Genomic DNA, 20,885 nt, shown 5'->3' on the forward strand with positions numbered 1-20,885 from the left:
ACCGCAGAGACTAGACGACTGCGCGGGCACCGTTCCACCGACGGCCAGCAGGTGGGCCGTGAGGGTGCCCCGTTCCGCTACCGGCGAACAGCGGGCGCGGCGGGCGTCCCGGGGTGCTGGACCCTCAGGGGGTGACCGTGGCCGCCAACTGGCCGCAGGCACCGTCGATGTCGCTGCCGCGGGTGTCACGGATGGTCACCGGCACTCCCCTGGCCTCCAGGCGACGGACGAACTCGGCCTCCACGGCCGGGTCTGAGGCCGTCCAGATCGACCCGGGCGTGGGGTTGAGAGGAATCAGGTTGACGTGGAACCAGCCCCAGGTGCCGCGCTTGGCCAGCACCTTGGCCAACAGGTCGGCACGCTGCGGCTGGTCGTTGATGTCCTTGATCATGATGTATTCGATGGAGACCCGGCGGCGGGTCTTCTCGGCGTAGTGCCAGGCCGCGTCCACGACCTCGTCGACGCTCCAGCGGGTGTTGATCGGGACGAGTTCGTTGCGCAGCTCGTCGTCGGGGGCGTGCAGCGACAGCGCCAGGGTCACCGGGATGCCTTCGTCGGCGAGCTGGTCGATGCGCGGTGCCAGACCGACGGTCGAGACGGTGACGCCGCGGGCGCTCATCCCCAACCCGTGCGGGGTGGGGGTGGTCAGGGCGCGGACCGCTCCGATGACCGCCTTGTAGTTGGCCAGGGGCTCGCCCATGCCCATGAACACGACGTTGCTGACGCGTCCCGGGCCGCCGGGCAGTTCACCGCGGCTCAGCTTGCGGGCCCCGTCCAGCACCTGCATCACGATCTCGCCCGTGGACATGTTGCGCTGCAGGCCGCCCTGGCCCGTGGCGCAGAACGGGCAGGCCATGCCGCAGCCCGCCTGGGACGACACGCACATGGTGGTGCGTGCCGCGGAATGCTCACCGGCGCGGTAGCGCATCAGCACCGACTCGACCAGGGACCCGTCGTGCAGCTTCCACAACGTCTTGATGGTGGCGCCGCGGTCAGCACGCTGCTGGTTGATTTCCGTCAGCAGCTGCGGGAACAAGGCACTGGACAGCTCCTCGCGGGAGTCTGCGGGCAGGTCGGTCCACTCCTGGGGGTCGTGGGCCAGCCGCTCGAACCAGTGGTGCGAGAGCTGGGTGGCGCGGAACTTCTGGTGTCCCAGAGCCTCGACGGCGGCGATGCGCTCCTCGGTCGACAGGTCGATCCAGTGCGCCTCGGGCTTGCGGCGCCGGGGCGCCTTGAACACCAGCGGCAGCGCCTTGCCACCCTCTGCCAGGGGCTGGGCGGGCATCGGCAGCGGCGCGGCCGCGTGGTTCTTGCCGTGGCCGGCCCGGTTCTCGGCGGCGGGCATCGGCGCCACCTGGTGAGCGGAGCGAGGGCGGGGCGCCACGGCCTGCGCCGCACCGGCGTGCTGGGAGCGGTGGCTGGGCCCTGACTGCTCCTCGGGGATCTCGCCCAACTGGGTGATGCTGTTCACGAGTGACTCCTTGGTTGCTGCAGAGAGGGTTCAGCCGCCGGGGACGGTCAGGTAGAGCACCAGCCACGCCACGGGGGCGCCGACCAGCAGCGAGTCCAGACGGTCCATGACGCCGCCGTGGCCGGGCAGGAAGCTGGACATGTCCTTGATGCCGACGTCACGCTTGATCATCGACTCGATCAGGTCGCCGGCGGTGCCGAAGACGACCATGGCCACCGCCAGCACGACCCCGACCCACCAGGACGAGTCGAGCAGCCAGGTGGTCATCAGGATGCCGGTGGGCACGGCAAACAGCACCGAGCCGGCCAGACCTTCCCAGGTCTTCTTGGGTGAGATGACCGGCGCCATCTTGTGCCTGCCGAACAGCACGCCCAGGACGTAGCCACCAATGTCGTTGGCGGCCACGCAGGCGATGAAGGTGACGATGCGCTCGCGCCCCAGTTCGCTGCCGAGCATCAGCGGCACCGAGGCGCCCAGCAGCGCCACGTAGGCAATGATGAACAGGCTGGCGGCGGAGTCCATGACGAAGCCCTGGGGTCCGCGCAGCATCCGGGTGATCAGGACCACCAGCACCGTCAGGCACAGCAGCGCCAGCAGGGTGGGCGCCGCCCCGATGCCGGCATTGGGGTGTCGGCTGACGTAGAACGCGGCGAACTGGATGGCGAGGATGCCCACGATGATCGGCACGATCGTCGCGTCCAGGCCCAGCCGCCGCATCGCGCTGTGCAGTTCCTTGGCGCCCAGGGACAGCGCCACCGCGACGAACAGCGTGAAGCCCCAGTGCCACCACCCGAGGGTGGCCACCAGGGTGCCGGCCAGTCCCACCGCGACCGCAATCGCTGCGGGCAGGTTCCGTCCGGCCCGACTCGCGGGTTTGGGCGGGTCGCGCAGCAGTTGGGGGTCGAGGTGTTCCTGGCTCATGGGCGACGAAGGGCTCAAGGATCAGACCTCGAGCAGTTCGGCTTCCTTGCCCTTGAGGAGTTCGTCGATCTGGTCGGTGTACTTCTTGGTGACCACGTCGAGGTTCTTCTCCGCGCGCGACAGGTCGTCCTCGGAGATCTCCTTGTCCTTCTGTGCCTTCTTCAACTGGTCGATGGCGGTGCGACGAATGTTGCGGGCCGCCACCCGCGCCTCTTCGGCCTTGTGCTTGGCCAGCTTGGTGTAGTCCTTGCGGCGGTCCTCGGTCAGCGCCGGCAGGGTCACCCGGATGACGTTGCCGTCGTTGGACGGGTTGGCGCCCAGGTCGGAGTCACGGATCGCCTTCTCGATGGCGGTCATGGCCGACCGGTCGAAGGGGGTGATCATGATGGTGCGGGCCTCGGGAATCTGGAAGGTCGCCAGCTGCTGCAGCGGGGTGGGGGCACCGTAGTAGTCGGCGGTGATCTTGTTCAGCATGGCGGGGTGGGCCCGGCCGGTGCGGATGGCGGCGAAGTCCTCCTGCGCATGCTCGACGGTGGCCTTCATCTTTGACTCGGCGTCCGCGGTGATTTGGGCGATCACGGTCATTCCTTCCAGGGTGGTCATGGCCTGCATCAGCACAGGCATCAGTGAAGAGACTACCGGTCGCGCGCACGGGACACCGACCCCCGCGAGCGTTCGCGGGGGGTCGGGGGCAAAACCCGCTGGGCGAATCAGCTGACCGTGGTGCCGATGGGTTCCCCGGCGATCGCCCGGGCAATGTTGCCCTCGGTGTCGAGGTTGAAGAAGATCATCCGCAGCTTGTTGTCGCGGGCCAGGCTGATGGCGGTGGCGTCGGCGATCTTGAGGTCGCGGCTGAGGTACTCGTCGAAGCTGAGCGTGTCGAACTTCTTGGCGCCCGGGGTGGTGTTCGGGTCGGCGTCGTAGACACCGTCGGTGCCCTGCTTGCCCATCAGCAGGACGTCGGCGCCGATCTCCAGGGCGCGCTGCGCGGCGACGGTGTCGGTGGAGAAGTACGGCATCCCCGAGCCGGCGCCGAAGATGACGACACGTCCCTTTTCCAGGTGGCGCTCGGCGCGGCGGGGAATGTAGGGCTCGGCGACCTGCCCCATGGTGATGGCGGTCTGCACCCGGGTCGCAACCCCGGCCTTCTCGCAGAAGTCCTGCAGCGCCAGGCAGTTCATCACGGTGCCCAGCATGCCCATGTAGTCGGCGCGGTCACGCTCGAAGCCGAGCTGCTGCAGTTCAGCGCCACGGAAGAAGTTGCCGCCGCCAACGACGATCGCCACCTGGGTGCCGCTGGCGACAACCTCGGCGATCTGGCGGGCGATCGACGAGACAACCTTGGGGTCGACGCCGAGCTGGCCACCCCCGAAGACCTCACCGGATAGTTTCAACAGGACACGGTTGTAGGCCTGGGGCATGAATTCTCCTTCGATGGACCGACTGCTCGCAGCAGCCTACAACCCCACGACCCTCGAGGGCGCCATCAGGTCACCGGCCTGCGGACACGAACAGGCCCCGCGTCCACTCCGGGACGCGGGGCCTGCACAGGTACTCCTGGGTGGTGCTCAGGCTGCCGAGAAGCGGGCGAACTTCTTGACGGTGACGCCGGCCTGCTCGAGCAGCTTGCCGACGGTCTGCTTGTCGTTGGACACGGCCGGCTGGTCCAGCAGGACGACGTCCTTGAAGTAGCCGTTGACCCGACCCTCGACGATCTTGGGCAGCGCCTGCTCGGGCTTGCCCTCTTCACGTGCGGTGGCCTCCGCGATCCGACGCTCGTTCTCGACCGCGTCGGCCGGGACGTCCTCACGCGAGACGTAGCTGGGGTTCATGGCAGCGATCTGCAGGGCGACGCTGTGGACGAGCTCCTCGTCGTCACCGTCGTACTCGACCAGCACACCGACCTGCGGGGGCAGGTCCTGGCTGCGGCGGTGCAGGTAGACGTGGGCGTTGCCCTCGGCGTAGACCGCGTTCGACAGCTCCAACTTCTCGCCGATCTTGATGGCGAGCTCATGGACGGCCTCGGCCACGGTCTGACCCGAGGCCAGGGTGGCGGCGTTCGCGGCCTCGACACCGTCGGCCTTGGCGGCGTCGACCGCGGCGGCGATCGCGTCGGCCAGGGCGACGAACTCATCGTTCTTGGCGACGAAGTCGGTCTCGGCGCCGAGCTGGATCAGCGCCTTGCCGCTGGCGGCGACCAGGCCGTTGCTGGCCTCGCGGTCGGACCGCTTGGCAGCCTTGGCGGCGCCGGTGACGCGCAGAACCTCGATGGCCTTGTCGAAATCGCCGTCAGCCTCGGTGAGGGCCTTCTTGGCGTCCATCATTCCGGCGCCGGTGGCGTCGCGGAGCTTCTTCACGTCGGCAGCAGTGATTGCCATGAATTTCCAATCTTTTGTGAGTCGTGGGGCGGTGGGGTGTGACTCAGGCCTCGGTCGGCTCGGCCTCGGCAGCGACCGGGGCGTCCTCGACGGCGGGAGCCTCGTCAACGGCAGGTGCCTCGTCAGCGACGGGGGCATCCTCAGCGACGGGGGCCTCGTCAGCGACAGGGGCGTCCTCAACGGGGGGAGCCTCGTCAGCGACAGGGGCGGCTTCCGGGGCAGCGGCCTCGGCCTGCTGGCCGGCGAGCAGGTCACGCTCCCAGTCGGGCAGCGGCTCGGACTCGGTGCCCTCGGCGGACTGGCCGGAACGGGCCAGCAGGCCGTCGGCGGCGGCGTCGGCGACGATGCGGGTCAGCAGCGCGACCGAACGGATGGCGTCGTCGTTGCCGGGAATCGGGAAGTCGACCTCGTCGGGGTCGCAGTTGGTGTCGAGGATGCCGATCACGGGGATCTTCAGCTTGCGCGCCTCGTCGACGGCCAGGTGCTCCTTCTTGGTGTCGACGATCCAGACGGCCTGGGGCAGGCGGGTCATGTCGCGGATGCCGCCCAGGGTCTTGCCGAGCTTCTCCGACTCGCGCTTGAGGCCGAGCAGCTCCTTCTTGGTGAGGCCACCGGCGACCGGGTTCTCGAGGTCCATGCCCTCGAGCTCCTTGAGGCGCTGCACGCGCTTGATCACGGTCTGGAAGTTGGTCAGCATGCCGCCGAGCCAGCGCTGGTTGACGTAGGGCATGCCCACGCGGGTGGCCTGCTCGGCCACGGCCTCCTGCGCCTGCTTCTTGGTGCCGACGAACATGACGTGGCCGCCGCGGGCGACGGTCTCACGGACGAAGGCGTAGGCCTTGTCGATGTAGGTCAGCGACTGCTGCAGGTCGATGATGTAGATGCCGTTGCGCTCGGTGAAGATGAAGCGCTTCATCTTGGGGTTCCAGCGACGGGTCTGGTGTCCGAAGTGGACACCGCTCTCGAGAAGCTGGCGGGTGGTGACGACGGCCATGGCCGGTCCTTTCTGTGGGGCACGGCGCTGCCGACCCCGGGGGTTGCGTCGCGCCGAACGATTCGGCGCTGCCTGGTGCAGTGGTCCAACCCACCCAGCTCTGTCGCTCCTCTCGGAGCACAGCTCAGGGACCTCGGGGCCGGCCAGTTTTCTGCACGGTGAAGTCAGATCGATGGACGACCTGCTGGGGTCATTCTAGGCAGTGCCTACCTGTCGGCGCCAATCGCGGCGGCGCCCACCCAGGGCTCGGACCCGCAAGCCAATCACGACCCAGGTGCAGTAGTTGTCCACAGAGTGTTGTCCGTGCAACGGCGGAGGCGGCGGATCCATCATGACAGCAGGGTGAGAACTGATCGAGTTGAACGCATCGCAGCGCCGCTGCTGGCGGTGCTGGTCGGGCTGGTGGTCGTGGCCGTCGCCGGACCCGCCCCGCCCGCCGCGGCCGACGGTCGGCTGCCCCAGGCCGTTCTGCCCCGCGTGCGCCTGGCCGCACCGGTCGACGGCCGCGTCCTGCGCCCGTTCGCCCCCCCGCTGTCGGCCTACGGGGCGGGTCATCGCGGGGTCGACCTGGCCGCGGCGGTGGGCGACCGGGTGCGGGCCGGCGCGGCCGGGGTGGTCACCTTCGCAGGTCAGGTCGCCGGACGCCCGGTGCTGACCATCCACCACGGCGACGGCGTCGACACCACCTACGAACCGGTTCGTGCACGGGTGGCGGCCGGTGACCGGGTGGGGGCCGGTGAGGTGGTTGGGACGGTGTCCACGGGCAGCCACAGCCGAGGCCTGCACTGGGGCCTGCGTCGGGCCGGCGTCTACTTCGACCCGATGCTGCACCTGGGCGACCCCGTGCCCAGAGCCGGACCGATTCGGCTGCTGCCACTGGATGCCCAGCCGACACCGGTGGCGGCGGCACTGGTGTCGGCTGGGCCGGCCGGGGGTTCGGGGGCCGGCGGCCTGCCCGTCCCGGGACCGGTGACCAGCCGCTTCGGGATGCGCCTGCACCCGGTGCTCAAGGTGTGGCGGCTGCATGACGGGGTCGACTACGCGGCTCCCTGCGGGGTGCCGGTGGGATCGGTGTCGGCCGGGAGGGTGGTGCTGGTGGAGCGGCACCCGGCCTACGGCAATCGTGTCATCGTCGACGGTGGCGGCGGCATCCGCCACGGCTATGCGCACCTGGGGGCGGTCAAGGTCCGGGCGGGCCAGCAGACCAGAGCCGGTGATGTCCTGGGGATGGTGGGGTCGACGGGCTACTCGACAGGGTGCCACCTGCACTTCATGGCCTGGCAGGACGGTCGGCTCATCAACCCCGGGTGAGAGGTTTGGTGCGGCGGTCGGTCAGGCGCGCGGGTGGGCCTGCTGGAAGGCGGCCCGGAGTCGTTCGCTGCTGACGTGGGTGTAGATCTGGGTGGTGGCCAGGGACGTGTGGCCCAGCATCTCCTGGACCGACCGCAGGTCGGCCCCGCCCTCGAGCAGGTGGGTGGCCATGGCGTGGCGCAGTCCGTGGGGCCCCAACTGCGGGGCGTCGGGGACGGCCTGCAGCCGTTCATGGACGACGCGCCGCACCACGCGCTGGTCGATGCGCCCACCGCGGGCGCCGAGGAAGACGGCCGGGCCCGAGGCGGCCGTGGCCACCTGTGGGCGCACCGCCAGCCACCGGTCGGTGGCCGCCAGGGCGGGTTGACCCAGCGGCACGGTCCGTTCCTTGGTGCCCTTGCCCAGCACCCGCACCGTCCCGCGGTCCCTGTCAACGTCGTCAATGTCGAGGCCGCACAGTTCGGCCACCCGCACCCCGGCACCGTAGAGCACCTCCAGCAGCGCCACGTCCCGCAGCCCGAGGGGGCCTGCATCGGGGTCGGCTGCTCGGTCCACGGCTGCCCGGAACATGGTGTCGAGGTGGGCCTGGGACAAGTCCGGCGGCAGTGCGCGCGAGACCTTGGGGCTGGCCAGTGCACCGGCCACGTCGACCTCGACCAGGCCCTCGGCGACCAGCCACCGGTAGAAGACGCGGACGGCGGCCGTGCGGCGCTGCAGCGTCGATGAGGCGGCACCGACCCGGTGCATCCGCCCCAGCCAGGCCCGCAGGTCGCTCAGGCCGACGTCGGTCCATCGGGTCAGGCCGCGTTCTTCCATGAAGGCGGTCAGGTCGACCAGGTCGCCGCGGTAGGCCCGCAGGGTGTGGGCGGATCGCTCGGCGGCCAGGTGGTCGAGGAAATCCTCGACCGGTGTGGTGAGCGCTGGAATGGGCACCGCTCCAGCATGACCCATCCGCGCTAGCGTGAGCGTCATGACGCGAACTCTGTGGATAGGTTGCATGACCGACGAGTCCGGCCACGGTGGCCTTGTCCGGGTGGAGGTGGAGGGCGCCGAGGTCGTGGAGCAGTCCGGCTCGTGGGACCTGCCCTCCCCCGGCTGGTTCGACTCCCACGACGGCATCGTCTACGCCGCACTGCACACCGATGAGTCGTCGGTGGCGAGTTTGCGGCTGACCGACCAGGGGCCGCAGGTGCTGGACCAGGTCCCGACCGGCGGGTCGGCCGCCTGCCACCTGACAGTCAGCCCGTCCGGGCGCCGCATCGCGGTGGCCCACTACGGTTCCGGGTCGGTGGCACTGGTCCGGACGGGGCGTGAGGGCACGCTGGAGCTGCTGGATGTTCTCGAGTTCGACGGCCACAGCGGTGCCGTGCCGGACCGGCAGGAGGCGCCGCACGCCCACTATGTCCACTGGCTGTCCGACGACCAGCTGTTGGTGTGCGACCTGGGCGCTGACCTGGTGCGTCGCCTGCAGGTGGTCGATGGCCACTTCATCGAGGACCTGCCCGTTCGGCTGCCCGACGGGTTCGGGCCGCGGCACCTGGTCACCCGCACGAGTCGCGAGGGCCTCGAGGTGGCCGTGGTCGGCGAACTCACAGGGCAGGTCGCCGTCATCGCGTTGGACCTGGAGGGTCAGGCCGCCGTCGTCGGGGTCTTCCCCGGCTCGGCCGACCCGCAGGCGCAGCCATCCGGGATTCGCCTGGACCAGCGCAACCGGTTGTGGGTCGGCCAACGCACGGCCGACACCCTGTCGGTCATGCAGTGGAATGACGATGCCACCGTCGGCGGCTTCACCGAGTACCCCACGATCGGCGCCGGTGTCCGCGACCTGGTGCTGAGTCCTGACAGTTCGCCGGTGACGGCGTGGGTCGCGCTCAAGGCCGGCAATGAGTTGCGCGCCTTCACCGAGACCGGCGATGACCTGGTCAGCGGTGCGCCGTTCACGGTCCAGGCGCCGATGGCCCTGCTGTTCGCCGACCAGATCCGGGACTGACCCGGCCGCGGCTGGACAGCCGCACGGCGCCGCCGAGTAGGTTCAGGGGCATGAACATTGCCATTACCAATGCCCATGTGGAACCGGTCAGCGGGGAGCCCTTTGACGGGGCGGTCCTGATCACCGACGGACGCATCGCCGCAGCCGGGGTCGACATCGACATCCCGGCCGACGCTGAGGTCATCGACGCCGGCGGCCAGTGGCTGTCCCCCGGTCTGGTGGAGGCCCATGGGCACGTCGGCATCATGGAGGAGGGCCACGGCTGGGCCGGGGAGGACACCAACGAGGGCACCGACCACAACGGGGCACGCTTCCGGGCCCTGGACGGCATCCACCCCACCGACGAGGGTTTCCGTGACGCCCTGTCGGGTGGGGTCACCACCATCGTGGTCAAGCCCGGCTCGGCGAGCCCGATCGGTGGCCAGACGGTGGCAGTCAAGTGCTGGGGGCGCATCGTCGACGAGATGGTGCTGAAGCAGCCGGTGTCGATGAAGTCGGCCCTGGGTGAGAACCCCAAGCGTTTCTACGGCGCCGACCAGAAGAAGTTCCCCAAGACCCGCCAGGGGGTGGCCAGCGCCATCCGTGAGGCCTTCACCGCCGCCCGCAACTATGGCGCCAAGAAGGCCGAGGCCATCCGTGACGGCAAGGCCTTTGACACCGACCTCAACAACGAGGCCCTGCTGCTGGTGCTCGACCAGGGCATGCCGTGGTGCCAGCACTGCCACCGCGTCGACGACATTGCCACCGCGATCCGGTTGCAGGAGGAGTTCGGTTACAAGCTGATCATCAACCATGGCACCGAGGCGCACCTGATTGCCGACGTCATCGCCGAGAAGGGGTTGCCGGTCGTGATCGGCCCGCTGTTCACCGCTCGCACCAAGCAGGAGTTGAGCCAGCGCTCCCTCGCCAACCCGGGACGCCTGGTGGCGGCCGGGGTGAAGATCGCGATCACCACCGATGCCCCCGTCGTGCCCATCAACATGCTGAACACGCAGGCCTCGATCGCCGTCAACGAGGGGCTCGACCGTGACGCCGCGCTGAAGTCGATCACCCTGTGGGCCGCGCAGATCATGGGGTTGGACGACCGGGTGGGGTCCATCGAGGTGGGCAAGGACGCCGACCTGGTGCTGTGGAGCGGTGACCCGTTGCAGACCACCAGCCGGGCGACCGCCGTGTGGATCGATGGCCGACGCGTCTACCACTACGATGACTCCACGTCGGAGGGCATCACCCTCGACCCGTACGCCACCCTGGGCACCACCGTGGCCGAACCCGGAAGAGAGCGCCGATGAGCGAGGGCCGAATCCTGCCGATCACCCGCTGGGGTGAGCCCGTCATGCACGAGACCACCCGGCCGGTGACCGACTTCGACGACGAGTTGCACCAGTTGGTGGCCGACATGTTCGCCACCATGGAAGCTGCCGAAGGCGTCGGGCTGGCCGGCACCCAGGTCGGTCGGGACCTGTCGATCTTCGTCTACGACTGCCCCGACGAGAACCAGGTGCGCCGCCGCGGGGTGGTGTGCAACCCGGTGGTGACCCTGCCCGAGGGCCGCAACCGCAACATGGACTCCATCGACGAGGGCTGCCTGTCCTTCCCGGGCGCCTACCAGCCGCTGGCCCGTCCCGACCAGGCCACCTGCACCGGCCAGGACGAGTTCGGCAACCCGGTGACCGTCGTCGGCACCGGCCTGTTGGCCCGCTGTCTGCAGCACGAGACCGACCACTGCAATGGCACCGTCTTCGGTGACAAGCTGTCCTCCCGGGTGCGGCGCAAGCTGGACGAGCAGCATGCCGAACTGGTCAAGCTCTACCCCGACGACTGGCCGGTGACCCCCAAGCTCAAGCGCCACGAGCTCTGAGGCCCAGGACGACCGCCTCAGCGGTTCTTCTTCGCCCCCGGGCGGTCGTCGATGGGCCACGCCGCCCGGAAACGGTCACGCACGCGGGGGCTGGTGTGTTCGTCCACGGCGGTGGACAGCACCGTCAGGGCCAGCAGTCCCAGCCCCACCAGCAGCAGGGTCCAGCCGATTTGGGCGAACTCGGCGTAGATGGTGTGGCCGACGTCGGCCACCAGCAGCCACACGGCACCGACCAGCAGCGGTCCCATCGTCCACAGGCTGGCATGGTGGCTGACCACCGCCCACGGACCGGAGTGCTGGGTGCCGACCACCGCCCGCAGCACCGTGTCCTCGGGGCGGGCCAGGTCGGCCTCCCCCGCGTCGATCCGGCGCACCAGTTCGCGGCGGGTCAGCCAGGACGCCATCACCTCGACCACGCTCCAGACCAGCAGCACCACCGCGGTGACCAGCGCCAGCGCGCCGATCACGATCCAGAACCGGTCCAGGGTCATCTCGACGCCGGGACCATAGCTGCGCGGTTCGCAGCTGCGGCACGGCTGCCGGGCGAAGACCCCCATGACCGCCAGCAGCGCCGTGAGGGTGAACAGCGCGTACTGGGTCGCCGACAGGACCCTGCTGGTGATTCGCCAGGCACGCACCGAGGCCGGCAGCCGACGTTCCTGCTGGTCGTCGGCGGTCTGCGCCATGTCCTCGATGACGGCCACCTGGTCGTCGGACCAGGTCTTGCGCGGTGAGTGGGTGCGGCGATCCCCGCGCAACCGTCGGGCGAAGTACGTGACGAGCAAGCCCAGGGCCAGGGTGATGCCGCCGATCCACACGGCCTGGATGCTGTCGGGGACGTCGTCGGCCAGCCCCACGAGTCCGACGATGAACAGCAGGCCCCCGATCCCCCCGCAGATGCCGGCATAGATCCACAGGCACAGCCGCAGCGCCTTACGGGATTCCCGTGGGTCCCGCTTGAGCTGTTCGGGGGTGGCCACCAGGTTCGGGTGGGCGGGTGCCTGCTCCTCGATGGCCCGCCGGATCGAGACGCCGGCCCAGTGCCAGGCGGCGACCGTCGGCGGGACCAGCGCCACCAGCGCCAGGAACGCGATGCCCATCACGTAGCGGCCCAGCGCGTCCATCTGCTTCCAGTCGCGGCCCAGCACAATGGCCCGCTCCTCGAGGATCAGCAGCGGCAGCAGCAGCACGATGAACGCCAACAGGGCACTGGTGAGCAGCGAGGTCAGGACCGCCTCAGTGATGCGGGGCAGTGCCGGGCTGCCGAACTCGGCGTAGCGCAGCGGGAACCAGGTCTGCCCCGCCGTCGCGGACTCACGCCTGCGTGAGGATCGTGCCGGACGCTTGACCGTTTCAGGAGGCTCGCTCGTGGGCATGGGGACGATTGTGCCGTGCGCGGGGGTCGGACGCTCAGCCCGCCAGCGTGTGGCAGGCGATGGCCGCCGCAGCAGCCACGTTCAACGAGTCGACGCCGCGCGCCATGGGAATGGTGGCCACGATGTCGGCGGCCGCCATCCAGTCGGGGCTCAGACCGTCGCCCTCGGTGCCGAGCATGATCGCCACCCGCCGGTCCCCCACCAACGCCGGGACGTCGTCGAGACCGACGGCGTCGTCGGCCAGCGCCAGCGCCACCAGCACCACCCCGCCGTCCTGCAGGCGACGCAGGTCGTCGGTGCTGGCCATCCGCGCCCAGGGCAGGTCGAAGACGGTGCCCATGGCGGTCTTGACCGCGCGGCGGTACAGCGGGTCGGCGGCGCGCGGTGACAACACGACCGCGTCCCAGCCCAGTCCTGCCGCGCAGCGAATGATGGCCCCCAGGTTGGTGTGGTCGACGATGTCCTCGACCAGCACCAGCCGGCGCAGGCCCAGCACGTCGTCCAGCGGTCGCGGCGTCGGCCGGTGGAAAGCGCCCAGCGCCCCCCGATGGACGTGGAAGCCGGTGACCTGTTCGGCCAGGGTCTCGCTGACCACGTAGACGGGCACGTCCCATGCGTCGACGGCGTCGCGCAGTCCGTCCCACCAGCGGGGCGCCAGCAGCAGCGACCGGGGCGCGTATCCGGCCCTCAGGGCCCGCTCGATGATCTTGGCGCCCTCGGCGATGAACAGGCCGTGCTCGGCCTCCAGGCTGTGCCGCAGCTGGGTGTCGCGCAGCCGCAGGTAGTCGGCCAGACGCGGGTCGGCGGGGTCGGAGATCTCGATCGGCGTGGCCACCCGACCACCCTAGGGCCCAGCACAGCAGCCGTCGGCCGCATTGGGCACCCCTACCCCGAAGCCGGCCCTGACCGGGGTCATACGGTGGCAGCATGTCGCAGACCATCACCCTCAGCACCGCTGGTGCCAGCTTCGACCTGCCCGTCACCGACGGAACCATCCGCGCCACCGACCTCAGGCAGGTCACCACGGCGGACGGTCCGCTGGCCACCTACGACCCCGGATTGATGAACACCGCGAGTTGTCGCAGCGCCATCACCTACATCGACGGCGATGCCGGCATCCTCGAGTACCGCGGCTACCCCATCGACCAGTTGGCCGCCCACGCCAGCCACCTCGAGGTGGCCTACCTGCTGCTGTACGGCGACCTGCCCACGCCCGACGAGCTCGCCGACTGGCAGGACAAGGTCAACACCCACCGCTTCGTCCACGAGAACGTGCGCGGCATCATCCAGTCCTACCGCTACGACGCCCACCCGATGGCGAAGCTGACCAGTGGGGTCGCCTCGATGCACACCTTCTATCCCAGCGCCCGCCAGATCGACGACCCCGAGGCTCGCGAACGCAACATCGTGCGACTGCTCGGCAAGATCCCGACGATCGCCGCCTGGGCCTACCGGCAGTCGATCGGGCGCCACTACGTCTACCCCAACGACGAACTGGGCTACGTCGACAACTTCCTGGCGATGCTGTTCCAGAGCCAGCAGCGGGTCTACCGCGCCGATCCCCGGGTGACCCGGGCGTTGGAGACCCTGTTCATCCTGCACGCCGACCACGAGCAGAACTGCTCCACCAATGCCGTGAGGGCCGTGGCCTCGGCCGGCAACGACGTCTACACCTCGGTTGGTGCCGGCATCGGGGCGCTGTTCGGTCCGCTGCATGGCGGCGCCAACGAGGCGGTGCTGAAGATGCTGGGCGAGATCGGCAGCGTCGACCGCGTCCCCGAGTTCGTCGAGGGCGTCAAGGGCGGACGGGCCCGGCTGATGGGCTTCGGCCACCGGGTCTACAAGAACTACGACCCGCGGGCGCGGATCATCAAGCAGGCCTGCCAGGACGTCTTCGAGGTGACCGGGACCAACCCGCTGCTGCAGGTCGCCCTCGAGTTGGAGAAGTACGCCCTCGAGGACGACTACTTCATCAGCCGCCGGCTCTACCCGAACGTCGACTTCTACTCCGGGCTGATCTATGAGGCGTTGAAGTTCCCCCCGGAAATGTTCACGGTGCTGTTCGCGGTGCCCCGGGTCGCCGGCTGGGCCGCGCAGTGGCTGGAGGCCGTCACCGACCCGGAGCAGCGGATCGTGCGGCCCCGCCAGATCTACACCGGCCAGCGTGGCCGCCAGTACGTGCCCGGCGACCTGCGCTGAGCGCTGCTACTGCGGGGGCTCGGTCCGCCGCGGGTCCTCCATCGGCACCGGATGCGGTTCGGGCTGGGAGACATGCCAGTCCTGGGACGGACGGGAACTGGCGTCCCAGTCCTGGCGGGGAGCCGAGACATCCTCGGCCCGGCCCTCGGTGGCCTGGAACGGCGACCCGTAGGCCTGCCCGGCGTCCTGCTCCGGCACCGCCCCGGCCTCACTGCGGGCGTCGAGCGCCGGCTGGTCGGATCGGCCAGCCACCGATGCCTTGCCGGGCCGCGGCTTCAGCCCGCCCGACCTCTCCAGCGCCTGCGCCTCGGCGATGGCCTTCTCGACGGCGGCATCGGAGTCGGCCTTCTCGCGGTGCTTCTGCGCCTCGATCTCGGCGAACACGTCGACGCGCTCGGGGGCGCTGAACTCCCCGGTCGGCATGTCGAAGGACCGCGGCGCCCCACCGCCGTCACCGCCGCCGATGACCTGCCCGAGCCCCTTGAGGGCCTCGTTCAACTCGCTGGGCACGATCCACATCTTGTTCGAGTCGCCCTTGGCCAGCGAGGGCAGCATCTGCAGGTACTGGTAGGACAGCAGCCCCTGGGTCGGCTGGCCGGCGTGGATGGCCCCGAAGACGGTGGTGATGGCCTGCGCCTCGCCCTCGGCGCGCAGCATCTGCGACTGGCGGTCGGCCTGGGCGCGCAGCACCGTGGCCTCCCGTTCGCCCTGGGCCCGCAGGATGGACGACTCGCGGTCGCCGCTGGCCGACAGGATCTGCGACTGGCGGTGGCCCTCGGCCAGCAGCACCTGGGCCCGCTTCTCGCGTTCGGCGCGGGCGCTCATCTCCATGGCATCCCGGATGGTCGGCGGCGGTTCGATCGCCCGCAGCTCGACCCGGTTGACCTTGATCCCCCACTTGCCGGTGGCCTCGTCCAGCACGGCCCGCAGCCGGGCGTTGATCTCCTCCCGCGAGGTGAGCGCCGCCTCCAGGTCCATCCCGCCAATGATGTTGCGCAGGGTGGTCATGGTCAGCTGCTCGATGGCCGCACGGTAGCTCTGCGCCTCGTAGGCGGCCCGGACGGGGTCGACGATCTGGAAGTAGATGACCGAGTCGATGTTGACCATCAGGTTGTCCTCGGTGATCACCCCCTGCGGCGGGAACGGCTGCACCTGCTCGCGCATGTCCAGGGTGTGGCGCACCCTGTCGAAGATGGGGATGACCAGGTGCGGCCCGGGTTCCAGCGCCCGGCGGAACTTGCCGAGCCGTTCGACCAGCCCGATCCGCTGCTGGCTGATGATCTTGAGGCTCTGCGCCAGCGCGATCACGACGAAGGCGATCAGCACGCCGATGATGATGTATTCCATGGTGTTCTCCTAGTGACCCAACGCTGGGTTCTGCCCGAACGGGTGGGCGTCATTCGAGGGGACGTCGAGCGGGTAGACCATCAATGTGGTGCCGTTGACCTCCTGCACCTCGACCTTCTGGCCGGGGTCCACCAACCCGGGAATGACGAGTCGGGCGTTCCAGAGCTGGCCGTCGACCTTGACCTCGCCACCGTCGGCGGTGATTTCGGCGGTCGCCACCGCCTGGCTGCCCACCAACTGGTTGAGCGAGTTGCGGTAGCCCGGTGCCCGGCGGATCTTCTCCAGCAGGGTGGGCCTGGCCACCAGCAGCAGCAGCACCGCGACGGCCAGGGCGACCACGACCTGCACGACGACCAGGCCGGGCAGGACCAGGGCGGTCAGCCCACCGGCGACGGCCCCACCGGCCAGCATCAGCAGGGTCAGGTCCAGCGTGAGCATCTCGGCAGTGCCCAGCACCAGTCCCAGACCGAACCAGCCGGCCCAGAGGTTCTGCCGCAGCCACTCCCCGAATTCCATCTAGCCCCCGTTCATGAAGGTGGCGCCACTGCCACGGCTCCAGTGTCCCCCACGACACCAACACGGTCGGCCCGGGCAGTCCAGCGGCCCTCGCTGTGGCCCACCCGCAACGGCAGCCCGAAGGTGTCGCTCAGGTTCTGGTCGGTGAGCACCTCGACCAGGTCGCCCTGGGCGACCACCGCGCCGTCGCGCAGCAGCATCGCGTGGGTGATGCCCTCGGGGATCTCCTCGATGTGGTGGGTGACCAGCACGGTCGCGGGGGCGTCGGGGTCGACGCAGAGGTCGCCCAGGGTCGTCACCAGCGCCTCCCGGCCGGTCAGGTCGAGGCCGGCGGCCGGTTCGTCCAGCAGCAGCAGTTCCGGGTCGGTCATCAGGGCGCGGGCGATCTGGACACGCTTGCGCTCTCCCTCCGACAGGGTGCCGAAGGTGCGCGTCCGCAGGTGGTCGACGCGCAACTGGCGCAACAGATGGTCGGCGCGTTGCAGGTCCAACGGGTCGTACTCCTCGCGCCAGCGTCCCATCACGGCGTAGCTGGCCGACATGACGACGTCATCGACGCGCTCGCCCCGAGGGATCCGCTCGGCGATGGCCGCCGACGAGACGCCAATGCGGGGCCGCAGTTCGAAGACGTCGACAGCGCCCAGCACCTCGTCGAGCAGGCCCACCACGCCGGCGGTGGGGTGGATCTGGGCCGACAGCACCTGCATCAGGGTGGTCTTGCCGGCACCGTTGGGTCCGATGATGACCCACCGCTGTCCCTCGTCCACCGTCCAGGTGACATTGTTCAACAATTTGGCGCCACCACGGACGACGTCGACACCGGCGAGTTCCACCACTGAGCTCATGGGCCCAACCTACACAATCGCCACCGTGGAGCCGTTGCGGCCCGCAGGCATAGGGTGGGGCCGTGACTTTGGTGCTGCTGCGGCTGGCGGTGCTGTTGAACAGCCTCGAGGCCGGCCATCTGAACCCGGCCGAGGCCGAGCATGCGCTCGGTGCCCACGTTCATCTGGTCGACGACCGCCACGAACTGCTGGGGCAGGGCCCGGTGCCGAGCCTGCGCATCGCGATGGCGCAGATGCCGCGCCTGGGCGGTGCCGGGTGGGCGCTGGCCCTGGTCGCCCCGGGACGGCTGGGCGGCCTGCGCGGCCCGGTCGCCCTGACCCGTGCGGCACTGGCCGCTCCCACCGAGCCGGAACTGGACGTGGTGCCGGTGGTGGTGCGCCACGACGGCGTCCTGGCCTGGCTCGCCCAGACCGGGATCCCGCAGCAGGAGTCGCTGGACGGCGAGGTGGTGAACCTGGTCCCGGCGGTGGCCGAGCGGCCGCTGTCTCCGCCGACCCCCACGGAGGCGAGCCGGCTGCTGACCTCGGCCATGGTCCAGGCCACCGGTGCCCTGGAGTCGCTGGGGCTGACCGGGGGCAGCCGACCCCGGCCAGCGGGAACGGTGGCCCTGGGTCGCAGCTATTCGACGTCGAACCAGTCGCTGCTCGACCAGGCCATGACGGTGCTGGCGATTGTTGACGCCGCGCGGGACGGTGAGGTTGACCTGCCACACTCACATGCGGTCACCACCCGCGCCGCCCGGCTGGCGCCGCTGCGTTCAGCCGCCCTTGATGCGGTGCAGGCTGCGGTGTCCTGGCCCACCCACCTGATGGTGTGAGTCCCCGGCCGGGAAGGCGGCCGCCAGCTGCAACTGGTCCTCCAGCAGGTTCGGCACCTCCGCGCGCAGGGACCGATAGAGCGCGACCTCGTCCGGGTCGGTGACGATGGCGGCACCGGGGCCCAGCGCCTGGGGCTGCAGGGACCGCACCGCTTCGGTGAGGGTCGTGGCCCGACCCAGCGCCAGCAGGCCCAGGGCGGCGGCGCCCAGGCTGGGGCCGTCGGACTCGCCGATGACCGTCGTCGGCCGGTCGACCATCGACGCCACGATGCGACCCCACAGGGGTGATCGGAAGGCGCCGCCCGAGGCGCGGACGGCAGTGATGGGGCTGACCTCGTCGAAGGCGTCCACGATGGCAGCCAACTGCATGGCGACGCCCTCCATGGCGGCCCTGACCAGGTGACCACGGCCGTGGCTGCGTCGAAGTCCCAGCAGGGTTCCGTGCAGTGAGGGGTCCCACAGCGGGGCCCGTTCGGCGATCAGGTAGGGCACCATCACCAGGCCGTCCGACCCCGCCGGGATGGCCTCGGCCAGTGCCACCAGCGCGTCGTGGGCATGGTCCGGGTCGTCCCGGCACAGGTCGGCGCCGACCAGGTCGAGGGCCCAGGTCAGCACCATCCCGCCATTGGACAGGGGCCCCCCAACGACCCAGGTGTCCTCGGTCAGGGCGTAGCAGAACAGGGTGCCGCGTTCGTCGACGCCGGGTTCACGTGCCAGGGTGCGGACCGCCCCGCTGTTGCCGAGGGTCAGCGCGGCGACCCCGGGGGCCATGGCGCCGGCCCCAATGTTGGCCAGTGGTCCGTCGCCGGCGCCCAGCACCACCGGCAGTCCCACCGGCAGCCCGCAGGCCTGGGCGGCCTGATCGGTCAGCGGGAAGGTGGCGGTGACCGGGTACACCTCGGCCAGCTGGTGCTCGCTGATGCCGGCCAGTTCCAGCAGCCCCTCGTCCCAGGTGCGGCTGTGCATGCCCAGCAGCCCGCTGGCCGAGGCGCTGCTGACCTCGCTGGTCAGTCGCCCGGTGAGCCGCAGCACCAGGTAGTCCTTGAGGCCCACCCACCAGCGCACCTGCTGGCACAGCTCCGGTTCGTGCTGGGCGAACCACATCAGCTTGGTCAGCGGCGACATGGTGTGCACCGGGATCCCGGACAGGTGGTGCAACTCGAAGGCCTGGTGGGAGGCGTACAGGCTGGCGCACTGCTCCCGGGAGCGGTCATCGGCCCAGGTCACCAGCGGGGTGAGCGGATGGTGGTCGGCGTCCAGGCCGACCAGGCCGTGCAGCGCGGCGCTGCAGGCCAGCGCCAGCACCCTGCGCTGCCCCAGGCCCGCGACCAGGTCGCCGACGGTGGCCAGGGCAGCGGCCACCACCACGTCGGGGTCCTGCTCGGCGAAACCCGTCTCGGGGTGCAGCAGGGGGTACTGGCGCACGGCGCTGCCGACCCGGCCCCCACCGACCGCATAGGCCGAGGCCCGGACGGTGGTGGTGCCGACGTCCAGGCCGATGATCACCTCGGCCGTCCCGGCACTCCCCTGCGGCATCCCCGTCACCCCCGTTCGAGTTCGGCGACCAGGTCGCTGACCAGGGTGACCAGGGTGGCGTCAGCGGCCAGGTCGGCGTCGAGCAGGCGCAGCACGGCCGCCACGGCCTGGGTGCCGGTGCCGCTGGTGGCGGCCTCGACGAACGGCTGGGCGCCGGCGTCGGTGACAGGGGTGGTGTGGCCCTGCAGGTGACGGATCCACGCGGCGATGCCGCGGGCGGCGCCGCGTCCCTCGCGACCGGCGGCCCGTTCGGCCCGCAGGGTGGGCAGCAGACGCACCGGCACCTTCTGGGAGCCGTCGGCGGCGATCTGGGCGAGCAGGTGACGAATCTGGCGGTTCTCGAAGCGGCTCACCAGTGCCGCCCGGTAGGCGACGATGTCGGACTCGGGCACCGAGAGGTGCCGGGCGGCCTCGTCCCACCACTGGTCGACCCAGCCGCGGACGACCGGGTCGGTGATGGCCTCGCTGATCACCTGGTGGCCGCGCGCCGGTGCGGCGTAGGCCATCAGGGTGTGGGAACCATTGAGCAGCCACAGCTTGCGACGTTCGAAGGGTTCGACGTCGTCGACGAAGGTCGCATCCCACTGCGGTCGTCCGGCCGGGAAGGTGCCGGCGATGACCCATTCGGTGAACGGTTCGGTGACGACCGGGGCGGCGTCGCTGATGCCGGTCTGCTCAGCGACGGCGGTGACCTCGGCGTCGGTGATCCGCGGGGTGATCCGGTCGACCATGGCGGTGACGAAGGAGTGCTGGTTGACCAGGTCGGCCAGCGCCGGGTCGACGGCCTCGGCCAGCGCCCGGGTGACGCGGGCGGCGACGCCCCCGTTGTCGGGCAGGTTGTCACAGGACAGGATGGCCACCGGGCCGTGGTCGGCGCCGCCGTCACGTCGGGCGATCATGCCGGCGAGCAGCTTGCCGGGAGCGGTCCGGACGGCTTCCAGGTCACCGGCGGCGATGGCCGCGCGGTCGGCGCTGACACCGGCGTCGGCCAGGTCGATGCCGCCGTCGGCACCGCGCAGGTAGCCGGCTTCGGTGACGGTCAGGGTGACGATGGCCAGGTCGGCGGAACGCCAGTAGTCGAGCCAGGCAGCCAGGTCGGTGCCGGCGTGGACGGCCGACACGGAGCTGATCACCTCGGGGCGGTCCCCGTCGTCGGCGCGCACGAGCAGGGTGTACAGGCCGTCCTGGGGGCCCATCGCGTCGGCCAGGGTGGACGAGCGTCCGCTGAACGCCGCGATGCCCCACTGGTCGGCGTCGGCGGCGTGCTCGGTGTACCAGGCCTGGTGTGCCCGGAAGAAGTTGCCCAGGCCCAGGTGGATGAT

General features: G+C 70.3%; 20 protein-coding genes. 6 read left to right on the forward strand and 14 right to left on the reverse strand.

The genetic code is table 11. The features are described 5' to 3' along the window. Positions 1–124 precede the first annotated feature (124 nt). The 6 genes from rlmN to rpsB form a co-directional block, all read right to left on the reverse strand. Entirely contained in the window at positions 125–1,345 is a 1,221-nt protein-coding gene (rlmN, locus tag IPV09_RS10020; RefSeq protein ID WP_207475122.1) for a 23S rRNA (adenine(2503)-C(2))-methyltransferase RlmN, read from the reverse strand. 156 nt (positions 1,346–1,501) lie between these two features. Next, on the reverse strand, positions 1,502–2,392 hold the full coding sequence (locus IPV09_RS10025) for a phosphatidate cytidylyltransferase (RefSeq protein ID WP_207475123.1): 891 nt from the start codon (positions 2,390–2,392) through the stop codon (positions 1,502–1,504). A gap of 21 nt (positions 2,393–2,413) precedes the next feature. Next, the gene (gene frr, locus IPV09_RS10030) at positions 2,414–2,977 is read right to left on the reverse strand and encodes a ribosome recycling factor (RefSeq protein WP_242681485.1); all 564 of its coding nucleotides are present in this window, start codon (positions 2,975–2,977) and stop codon (positions 2,414–2,416) included. Between the two features lie 125 nt (positions 2,978–3,102). Further along, positions 3,103–3,813 (reverse strand): UMP kinase, encoded by a 711-nt coding sequence (pyrH, locus tag IPV09_RS10035; protein WP_207475101.1) that lies wholly within the window; start codon positions 3,811–3,813, stop codon positions 3,103–3,105. Between the two features lie 147 nt (positions 3,814–3,960). Then, entirely contained in the window at positions 3,961–4,770 is an 810-nt protein-coding gene (gene tsf / locus IPV09_RS10040) for a translation elongation factor Ts (RefSeq protein ID WP_207475102.1), read from the reverse strand. Positions 4,771–4,813: 43 nt separating this feature from the next. Then, positions 4,814–5,764: a 30S ribosomal protein S2 gene (gene rpsB / locus IPV09_RS10045; RefSeq protein WP_207475103.1), complete on the reverse strand. Its 951-nt coding sequence runs from the start codon at positions 5,762–5,764 to the stop codon at positions 4,814–4,816. 342 nt (positions 5,765–6,106) lie between these two features. Between rpsB and IPV09_RS10050 the strand changes: the two genes are divergently transcribed. Then, on the forward strand, positions 6,107–7,075 hold the full coding sequence (locus IPV09_RS10050) for a peptidoglycan DD-metalloendopeptidase family protein (RefSeq protein ID WP_207475104.1): 969 nt from the start codon (positions 6,107–6,109) through the stop codon (positions 7,073–7,075). Positions 7,076–7,096: 21 nt separating this feature from the next. Here IPV09_RS10050 and IPV09_RS10055 read toward each other — a convergent pair whose 3' ends face one another. Further along, positions 7,097–8,047 carry a tyrosine recombinase XerC gene (locus tag IPV09_RS10055; protein ID WP_207475105.1) on the reverse strand — a complete coding sequence of 317 codons (951 nt, stop codon included), beginning with the start codon at positions 8,045–8,047 and terminating at the stop codon, positions 7,097–7,099. On the opposite strand from IPV09_RS10055, the gene IPV09_RS10060 reads away from it, so the two are divergent. The 3 genes from IPV09_RS10060 to def are packed head-to-tail and all read left to right on the forward strand — an operon-like array spanning position 8,046 to position 10,926. Then, positions 8,046–9,065, forward strand: coding sequence for a beta-propeller fold lactonase family protein (locus tag IPV09_RS10060; RefSeq protein ID WP_255521334.1), 1,020 nt, complete (start codon positions 8,046–8,048; stop codon positions 9,063–9,065). The genes IPV09_RS10055 and IPV09_RS10060 overlap by 2 nt on opposite strands. A gap of 50 nt (positions 9,066–9,115) precedes the next feature. Next, positions 9,116–10,357 carry an amidohydrolase gene (locus tag IPV09_RS10065; RefSeq protein ID WP_207475107.1) on the forward strand — a complete coding sequence of 414 codons (1,242 nt, stop codon included), beginning with the start codon at positions 9,116–9,118 and terminating at the stop codon, positions 10,355–10,357. Beyond that, on the forward strand, positions 10,354–10,926 hold the full coding sequence (gene def / locus IPV09_RS10070; RefSeq protein ID WP_207475108.1) for a peptide deformylase: 573 nt from the start codon (positions 10,354–10,356) through the stop codon (positions 10,924–10,926). The genes IPV09_RS10065 and def overlap by 4 nt, the downstream gene beginning before the upstream one ends. Before the next feature lie 17 nt (positions 10,927–10,943). Here def and IPV09_RS10075 read toward each other — a convergent pair whose 3' ends face one another. Together IPV09_RS10075 and IPV09_RS10080 are read right to left on the reverse strand one after the other, a co-directional pair. Beyond that, positions 10,944–12,302 carry a hypothetical protein gene (locus tag IPV09_RS10075; protein WP_207475109.1) on the reverse strand — a complete coding sequence of 453 codons (1,359 nt, stop codon included), beginning with the start codon at positions 12,300–12,302 and terminating at the stop codon, positions 10,944–10,946. A 34-nt stretch (positions 12,303–12,336) separates the two neighbouring features. Beyond that, the gene (locus IPV09_RS10080; RefSeq protein WP_207475110.1) at positions 12,337–13,137 is read right to left on the reverse strand and encodes an RNA methyltransferase; all 801 of its coding nucleotides are present in this window, start codon (positions 13,135–13,137) and stop codon (positions 12,337–12,339) included. A gap of 92 nt (positions 13,138–13,229) precedes the next feature. Between IPV09_RS10080 and IPV09_RS10085 the strand changes: the two genes are divergently transcribed. Beyond that, positions 13,230–14,501, forward strand: a complete 1,272-nt coding sequence (locus IPV09_RS10085; protein ID WP_207475111.1) for a citrate synthase — start codon at positions 13,230–13,232, stop codon at positions 14,499–14,501. 6 nt (positions 14,502–14,507) lie between these two features. Here IPV09_RS10085 and IPV09_RS10090 read toward each other — a convergent pair whose 3' ends face one another. From IPV09_RS10090 to IPV09_RS10100, 3 genes are read right to left on the reverse strand one after another with little or no spacing between them, the layout of a single operon-like run. Then, positions 14,508–15,848, reverse strand: a complete 1,341-nt coding sequence (locus tag IPV09_RS10090; RefSeq protein ID WP_207475112.1) for an SPFH domain-containing protein — start codon at positions 15,846–15,848, stop codon at positions 14,508–14,510. A gap of 9 nt (positions 15,849–15,857) precedes the next feature. After that, positions 15,858–16,364 carry an NfeD family protein gene (locus IPV09_RS10095; RefSeq protein ID WP_207475113.1) on the reverse strand — a complete coding sequence of 169 codons (507 nt, stop codon included), beginning with the start codon at positions 16,362–16,364 and terminating at the stop codon, positions 15,858–15,860. An 11-nt stretch (positions 16,365–16,375) separates the two neighbouring features. After that, the gene (locus IPV09_RS10100; protein WP_207475114.1) at positions 16,376–17,209 is read right to left on the reverse strand and encodes an ABC transporter ATP-binding protein; all 834 of its coding nucleotides are present in this window, start codon (positions 17,207–17,209) and stop codon (positions 16,376–16,378) included. Between the two features lie 62 nt (positions 17,210–17,271). Here IPV09_RS10100 and IPV09_RS10105 point away from each other — a divergent pair, with 62 nt between their 5' ends. Then, on the forward strand, positions 17,272–18,027 hold the full coding sequence (locus IPV09_RS10105; RefSeq protein WP_207475115.1) for a hypothetical protein: 756 nt from the start codon (positions 17,272–17,274) through the stop codon (positions 18,025–18,027). Here the strand turns inward: IPV09_RS10105 and IPV09_RS10110 are convergent. Together IPV09_RS10110 and IPV09_RS10115 are read right to left on the reverse strand one after the other, a co-directional pair. Beyond that, the gene (locus IPV09_RS10110; RefSeq protein WP_207475116.1) at positions 17,968–19,563 is read right to left on the reverse strand and encodes a gluconokinase; all 1,596 of its coding nucleotides are present in this window, start codon (positions 19,561–19,563) and stop codon (positions 17,968–17,970) included. The genes IPV09_RS10105 and IPV09_RS10110 overlap by 60 nt on opposite strands. A 5-nt stretch (positions 19,564–19,568) precedes the next feature. Next, a partial coding sequence (locus IPV09_RS10115; RefSeq protein ID WP_207475117.1) for a mannitol dehydrogenase family protein occupies positions 19,569–20,885 on the reverse strand: 1,317 nt, incomplete at its 5' end.

The organism is Tessaracoccus sp. SD287 (assembly GCF_017355265.1).
Taxonomy (GTDB): domain Bacteria; phylum Actinomycetota; class Actinomycetes; order Propionibacteriales; family Propionibacteriaceae; genus Aestuariimicrobium.

What these genes read in the sequence shown, in the direction of transcription:
- IPV09_RS10065 (WP_207475107.1), top strand. Translation starts at nt 9,116, where the DNA reads ATGAACATTGCCATTACCAATGCCCATGTGGAACCGGTCAGCGGGGAG.
- IPV09_RS10090 (WP_207475112.1), bottom strand. Translation starts at nt 15,848, where the DNA reads ATGGAATACATCATCATCGGCGTGCTGATCGCCTTCGTCGTGATCGCG.
- IPV09_RS10095 (WP_207475113.1), bottom strand. Translation starts at nt 16,364, where the DNA reads ATGGAATTCGGGGAGTGGCTGCGGCAGAACCTCTGGGCCGGCTGGTTC.
- def (WP_207475108.1), top strand. Translation starts at nt 10,354, where the DNA reads ATGAGCGAGGGCCGAATCCTGCCGATCACCCGCTGGGGTGAGCCCGTC.
- frr (WP_242681485.1), bottom strand. Translation starts at nt 2,977, where the DNA reads ATGACCGTGATCGCCCAAATCACCGCGGACGCCGAGTCAAAGATGAAG.
- IPV09_RS10055 (WP_207475105.1), bottom strand. Translation starts at nt 8,047, where the DNA reads ATGACGCTCACGCTAGCGCGGATGGGTCATGCTGGAGCGGTGCCCATT.
- IPV09_RS10075 (WP_207475109.1), bottom strand. Translation starts at nt 12,302, where the DNA reads ATGCCCACGAGCGAGCCTCCTGAAACGGTCAAGCGTCCGGCACGATCC.
- IPV09_RS10085 (WP_207475111.1), top strand. Translation starts at nt 13,230, where the DNA reads ATGTCGCAGACCATCACCCTCAGCACCGCTGGTGCCAGCTTCGACCTG.
- IPV09_RS10060 (WP_255521334.1), top strand. Translation starts at nt 8,046, where the DNA reads ATGACGCGAACTCTGTGGATAGGTTGCATGACCGACGAGTCCGGCCAC.
- tsf (WP_207475102.1), bottom strand. Translation starts at nt 4,770, where the DNA reads ATGGCAATCACTGCTGCCGACGTGAAGAAGCTCCGCGACGCCACCGGC.
- IPV09_RS10025 (WP_207475123.1), bottom strand. Translation starts at nt 2,392, where the DNA reads ATGAGCCAGGAACACCTCGACCCCCAACTGCTGCGCGACCCGCCCAAA.
- IPV09_RS10110 (WP_207475116.1), bottom strand. Translation starts at nt 19,563, where the DNA reads ATGCCGCAGGGGAGTGCCGGGACGGCCGAGGTGATCATCGGCCTGGAC.
- rlmN (WP_207475122.1), bottom strand. Translation starts at nt 1,345, where the DNA reads ATGCCCGCCGCCGAGAACCGGGCCGGCCACGGCAAGAACCACGCGGCC.
- rpsB (WP_207475103.1), bottom strand. Translation starts at nt 5,764, where the DNA reads ATGGCCGTCGTCACCACCCGCCAGCTTCTCGAGAGCGGTGTCCACTTC.
- IPV09_RS10100 (WP_207475114.1), bottom strand. Translation starts at nt 17,209, where the DNA reads ATGAGCTCAGTGGTGGAACTCGCCGGTGTCGACGTCGTCCGTGGTGGC.
- pyrH (WP_207475101.1), bottom strand. Translation starts at nt 3,813, where the DNA reads ATGCCCCAGGCCTACAACCGTGTCCTGTTGAAACTATCCGGTGAGGTC.